Source organism: Butyricimonas hominis (assembly GCF_014287455.1).
Classification (GTDB): domain Bacteria; phylum Bacteroidota; class Bacteroidia; order Bacteroidales; family Marinifilaceae; genus Butyricimonas; species Butyricimonas muris.
On sequence record NZ_JACOOH010000001.1, the window covers coordinates 905,761 to 912,044 of the forward strand.

The following is a 6,284-nucleotide window of genomic DNA, read 5'->3' on the forward strand; positions in this document are numbered from 1 at the left end:
TCATGTTGTCTTCCATGAACCAAAAGGGAATGGATCTGTTATTTGATGCGTACTATAAACCTTTGGTGGTTTGGGCGGATACCTTTTTGCGGGATATGAATCTGGCGGAGGACGTGGTGCAGGATTTATTTGTTTCTATTTGGAAAGATAAGGTTTATCTGAGATTCAAGCCGGAGACGTTGTCTTCTTTTCTTCACGTGTCCGTGCGTAATCGTTGTTTCAAGCGGATTGAAAAGCGGGATGTTTTTCGGAATGCCTCGGTATTGGATCACGTGGAGCTGGTTTTCGAAGAGTATAATGAACGGCATGACCAGCTCGTGTCGAGAGTGTTGGAAGAAATGGCGTTATTACCGGAACGGAGCCGGGAAATAATGAATTGTGTTTTCTTGGAAGGACTGAAGTATCGTGAAGTGGCGGAACGGTACGGGATTTCCGTTTCCACGGTGAAAACATTGCTGGGGAACTCCGTGAAGAAGTTGCGGGAGCGGTTGAATAAAGAGTTGTTCTCGGGCTTTTTGCTTTTCTATTGTCGCTGGAGATAAGGGGACTGAGCCTGTACGATAAAAAATAATTTTGAAAAAAAATCACAAGTCCATTAGACCTTTTTGAAGTTTTCCGGTATTATGTGTGAAAACAAATTGGACTATGGAAAAAGATTTATTGGGTCTGGAAAAGGAAACGTTGTTGCTGGATTATTTCAACGGGGAGTTGGATGATGCGCAGAGTGCTGTTGTAGAGCGATGGTTGGATGCTGCCCCCGAGAACAGAGAAGAGTTCGATAGGTTGGTGAAGGATTGCTTGCATATCCGGTGGGCTGGGAAGGAACAACTGGTGGATGCCGTGAAAGGGAAGAAGTTGATGTTACGCCGGATAAACGGGACGAAAGTGCGTCGGGTATGGTACGGTGCGGTTGCTTCGATAGCGATCATTGTGGCGTTGGGTGGAGTGTACTTGATGAATAAACCTTTGCCCGAAAAAAAGTCGATTGCCCGGAATGAGGTGATCTGTCATGGGTTCCCGCGAGCGAGTCTTGTACTTTCTTCCGGTGAAGTCATTGATTTGGCGGACAATAAAAACGCGATTCTGGAACAGGATGGTTCTGTTGTGAAGATGAAGGACGGTAAAGGAATCGAGTACAACACGGGACAGGCGGGAACGGCAAACCAAGTGATATATAACAAGATTATCGTGCCGAGAGGAGGAGAGTTTTTCGTGATTCTGGCAGACGGAACGGAGGTGTGGTTGAATGCCGATTCGGAGTTGGAGTACCCGGTGAAGTTTACTGCCGATAAGCGGGAAGTACGTTTGAAAGGAGAGGCTTATTTTAGCGTGAAGAAAGATACGAAAAAGCCTTTCATGGTTCGTTCCGGAGAGTACCAACTGAAAGTGTACGGCACGGAGTTTAACTTGAATACTTACAAGAATAATGAAATCCAAGCGGTACTGGTGAAAGGTTCGGTCGGTTTTAAGGCGAATCGTACCGCGGGAGAGGTACGGTTGAAACCGAACCAACTGGGAGTGGCAAACGAGGCGACCGGGAAAGCAGAAGTGAAGGAGGTCGACGTGTATCCTTATATTGCTTGGAAGAGTCAGGATGTGGTGTTCGTGAACGAGCGGTTGGAGTCGATCATGGAAAAGGCTGCACGTTGGTATGACGTGAACGTGTTCTTCCAGAACGAATCGCTTAAGGATTTGCGTTTCTTCGGGAATATGCAGCGGTATGCCGATATTCAGGAATTGTTGTTTTTCTTGGAGAATACCTCGGACGCACGTTTCAGCGTGAAAGATAGAATAGTGATAGTTAGTGCTAAATAAAAAAAACGGAGAGTTTGGCGACTCTCCGGATTGTAATAATCCGATAACAACATCTTGGGGGATGCGGTTATCATGTTTAACACAAAAATTCTTATACAAAAGTATGAAAAAAAAGAGAACATCGTGCCTCTTTTTGGGTCGAGTGCGCGAAAAAAATTGGAAAATCATGAGATTAACAGTCTTCTTTGTCATGTTTTTCGTGTTTTCTGTTGCCGCGGAAGGTTTGGGACAGGAACAGAACGTGACGTTAAAATTAACAAAGGTCAGCTTGTACGAGTTGTTCGATGCTATTCACAAGCAGACGGGATTGCGTTTTTTGTACAACGCGGAGCAGATGAACGAGATTCCCACGGTCGACGTGGATGTCGAGAACAAGAAGGTTAAAGACGTGTTGGCGGATGTGCTTGCCGGCTCTTCCCTCACGTTCAAGTATGACAAGGACGTGGTGATGCTGGTGAAAAAAACTGCCGTTGTTCAACAGAAGAGCGTGCGGGTAGTCGGTTTGGTGACAGACGTTAAGAAAGCCCCGCTACCGGGTGTTACGGTAATGGTGAAAGGCTTGTCGATAGGTACCGCCACGGATAAAGACGGGAAATATCGCCTTCAGATTCCTAATTTGGATGAATTTTCTTTGGTTTTCTCTTTTGTAGGTATGGAAACCGTGGAGATGAAGTATCAAGGGAAAGACACAATCAACGTGGTGATGAAAGAGGTGTTGAACACGATGGAAGAAATTGTCGTTACCGGCTATCAGAGTATCAACCGCCGGTATATGGTGGGGGCTTATAATTCGGTGAAAGCGGATGATATTATGATGCCGAACTATTCTTCTCTCGATCAGATGTTGCAGGGGCGTGTAGCAGGTATGATCGTGATGAACACGAGCAGTCGCGTGGGAACGAGTCCAAAGATTCAGATTCGGGGAGCTTCCACGTTATTGGGAAATACCGATCCTTTGTGGGTGGTAGACGGTATTATTCAGGCTGACCCGATTAAATTGACAGCAACAGCCGTGATGACGCAGGATTTATCCACGATTATCGGTAACCAGATTTCATGGTTGAACCCGCAGGATATCGAAACGATCACGGTGTTGAAGGATGCATCCGCCACGGCAATTTACGGGTCGAAGGCTTCCAACGGTGTTATCGTGATTACCACGAAACGAGGGAAAGCCGATCGCATGACGGTGAATTACTCGGGGAATTTTTCGTTTACGGCTCGTCCCACATACGATCGATTTAATTTAATGAATTCTCAAGAACGGGTGACGTTTGCTGACGAAACCATAGAGGAAGGTTCTTTCTATACGTATAAGCCCATAAAACAGATGGATGTTTACGAGGGGTTGTACCGGATGTTTTTAGAAAAGGATATTTCACGAACTGATTTCTTGAAACGCAAACAGGAGCTGGAAAGCGTGAACACGAATTGGTTGAAGCTGCTTACCCGCAATGCTTTTAGTCATCAGCACAGTGTCAGTGTTTCCGGGGGTTCGGAGAAATTTACTTATAACGCGTCTATGGGGTATACTAAAGAGAACGGTCAAGAGACCGGGAACGATAACGAGAGGTATACCGGAAGAATTGCTTTTAACGCGAAATTGCGGAATAATATCACCTTGGATGTTACGGCTAACGGGACATCAGTGCTCACGAATGGTTTTGGGCCTGGCGTGAATCCGATGGATTACGCTCTTTCCACTAGCCGTGCCATTCCGGCTTACGATGCACACGGGGATCTTTTGTTTTACCAGCAACGGGCAAGTTACACGTATAACGGGAACGTGGAATCGTTAGGATATAATATTATTAACGAGCGGGATAACAGTGGTTCCAAGGTACGTAATTTCACGATAGCTTCGTCTGTTGATTTCAAATGGGAGATTATTAGCGGGCTGACTTACCAATTTACTGGCGGATACAACCATTATACCAAAAATAGTGAAGTTGAGGCGTTGGAACGTACCTATTACATTGCCAAGGAATACAGGGGGTATGATTATGGTTCCAAGGGGACAGGCGATCCGGAGTTCAAAGCAGCCATGCTACCTTACGGGGGGTCTTTGTACACGAACGAGATTACGCAGGCTTCTTACAACGTGCAGAATAAATTGTTATACTCGAAAACGTTTGACACGGATCATCGTTTGAACGTGATGTTGGGGATGGAGGTGCGTTCCAATCGTAACATGACTCTTGAAAACATGGTATGGGGATATATGCCCGAGCGGGGATATAAATTGGCTCGTCCCACGGATTTTGATAAATTAGTGCCGATAAACGCTCCTTATGCAGCCCAAAAGCCCTTGGGACCGCTGGAGGATATATATTCCGTTTACGGTCGTCCCTCTTGGAATAAAAGCGATCAGACCGACAATTATTTTTCATGGTTCGGGACATTGGCATATTCTTACAAGAACCGCTACGTGTTGAATGCCAATATTCGTAATGATATGTCAAACCGGTTCGGGCAAGATGTGAAAAAGCGTTTGGACCCGACTTATTCATTTGGTTTGCTGTGGCGGGTTACCGAAGAGCCTTTTATGGCGTCGACTCTCGATTGGTTGAATAATGCGGCTTTCCGTGTTACTTATGGTATACAGGGAAATGCTCTTTCAAATAAATCGATGGACTTGATTCTGAATAGAGAAAGTATTGATAATACTTACCAGCAATATTGGTCGTCGGTTGCCGATCTGCCGAATCCTCATTTGTCTTGGGAGCGTACGACTTCGTGGAATCTGGGGCTTGATCTGGAACTTTTCAGGATGTTTAACGTGACTGCCGAGTATTATACTCGTTCGTCGAATGCTATCGTGATGCAGGATGTCGCTTATGAATACGGGAAAACTTCTTTGGAACTTAACGGGGGATTGATAGATAATAAAGGATTGGAATTTACGGTCGCTTTCACGCCTGTCCGGACAAAAGACTTTGCTGTAAGTGTCAGTTTGAATTCATCGAAAAACTGGAATAAAGCAAAATCGGCAACAAAGGCAAACCCGAAGTATTACGAGTTACTTAACGCGAAAACCACGGAGTTGGCAAAGAAAGGATACCCCGTGGGAAGTTTCTGGTCGTTTTCATTTAAGGGGTTAAGCGATGAGGACGGTCGTCCAGTGTTTAATTATATGGATGTTCCGGAGGAGGAACGGGATGCTAATATGGATCCGACCAAGTTCATGGTTTGGTCCGGGCAGAAAGATCCTTATTTCACGGGAGGTTTGAATCTGGGAATACGTTACAAGAGCTTCGTGTTGAGTTCCGATTTCGCTCTTATACTGGGTGGTAAGAAACGTCTTCCGAATCCCTATGGTTCGTTTTTGAGTGGAAAAGTTCCGGAACCTTACTCGAATTTAAGTCGTGATTTGTTGAAGCGTTGGAAAAAACCGGGTGATGAAACGAAGACGAATATACCGGCTTTGACTCGCGGAATTATAGACCCGAAAATAATGCTCCCGGATAAAACGGAATTGAATTGGTACTCGATTTGGGGAAATTCGGATGCTTTGGTGGTGGATGCTTCTTTCTTGCGTTGTCGTCAGATTAATTTGACTTGGAATATGCCGTTGGATTTATGCAAACGTGTGGGAATTAAAACGCTTGCCTTAAGTGCAACCGTGAACAACGTGTTCGTGATCGCCAATAAACGTTTTGACGGTTATGATCCGGAATTGATGACTAATGGAGTGCAAAGTGTGATTCCGCAGACTTATTCTTTGGGTATTAATGTAGGATTTTAATGAATGAACAAGATGAAAAAGAATTTATTATTAATAATCGTTATTCTCGGTTTGGCGGGTTGTGATAATTTTTTGGAACCCAAATCCGACACCTTGTATATTCCCAAGGATATCGTTTCTTTGGACGAGATGTTATTGGGTGTCGGTTACCCTCGACCGCTTGGTACGTATACCGTTCTGAGTGCCGGGCTCAACTTGCTGGATGATGATATTACTTATACGTCCCAAACGGGAACGATATCAAGTTATGATGAACCTAAAGCAAATGCTATCAAATATTTATATTCATGGCATCCCGATATGTTCGAGGAACTTAATAAGGTTTATTCGCTTTATAAAGATATATGGGAATCCCATTATAGATTTATCTTGGGGGTAAATGGGGTACTGGATTATATAGATAAAGTGAACGGTACGTATAATGAAAAAACATTGGTACAAGCTCAAGCGTATGCTTTAAGAGGGTTCTATTTTTTCAATTTGGTAAATATTTTTGGGGAGCCTTATAATTATAACCCGAAGGCACTCGGTATCCCGTTAAAATTGAATAGTGGCGTGGAACAAAGTGATATTGCCCGGAATACGGTGGAAGAAGTTTATAAACACTTGAGTTCAACTTATAAATGCAACTTTTTGGGTGCGGATAATAAGCAATAAAAACATTTATTTTTCAGAGAGGAAAGAGAGACAATGTCCCCCTTTCTCTCACTCTGAATGGATAAAG

General features: G+C 44.2%; 4 protein-coding genes. All 4 read left to right on the top strand.

All coding sequences use genetic code 11. The features are described from left to right. Positions 1-29: 29 nt before the first annotated feature. The 4 genes from H8S64_RS03520 (at position 30) to H8S64_RS03535 (ending at position 6,217) form a co-directional block, all read left to right on the top strand. Positions 30-542, top strand: a complete 513-nt coding sequence (locus H8S64_RS03520; protein ID WP_255469407.1) for a sigma-70 family RNA polymerase sigma factor — start codon at positions 30-32, stop codon at positions 540-542. A gap of 103 nt (positions 543-645) precedes the next feature. Then, a complete protein-coding gene (locus H8S64_RS03525; RefSeq protein WP_186974959.1) occupies positions 646-1,815 on the top strand; it encodes a FecR domain-containing protein in 1,170 nt (389 codons plus the stop codon). Between the two features lie 166 nt (positions 1,816-1,981). Next, positions 1,982-5,560, top strand: coding sequence for a SusC/RagA family TonB-linked outer membrane protein (locus H8S64_RS03530; RefSeq protein WP_255469408.1), 3,579 nt, complete (start codon positions 1,982-1,984; stop codon positions 5,558-5,560). Positions 5,561-5,572: 12 nt separating this feature from the next. Next, complete coding sequence (locus H8S64_RS03535; RefSeq protein ID WP_186974961.1) at positions 5,573-6,217, top strand: RagB/SusD family nutrient uptake outer membrane protein; 645 nt, start codon at positions 5,573-5,575, stop codon at positions 6,215-6,217. Positions 6,218-6,284 lie beyond the last annotated feature (67 nt).

What these genes read in the sequence shown, in the direction of transcription:
- H8S64_RS03520 (WP_255469407.1), top strand. Translation starts at nt 30, where the DNA reads ATGGATCTGTTATTTGATGCGTACTATAAACCTTTGGTGGTTTGGGCG.
- H8S64_RS03525 (WP_186974959.1), top strand. Translation starts at nt 646, where the DNA reads ATGGAAAAAGATTTATTGGGTCTGGAAAAGGAAACGTTGTTGCTGGAT.
- H8S64_RS03530 (WP_255469408.1), top strand. Translation starts at nt 1,982, where the DNA reads ATGAGATTAACAGTCTTCTTTGTCATGTTTTTCGTGTTTTCTGTTGCC.
- H8S64_RS03535 (WP_186974961.1), top strand. Translation starts at nt 5,573, where the DNA reads ATGAAAAAGAATTTATTATTAATAATCGTTATTCTCGGTTTGGCGGGT.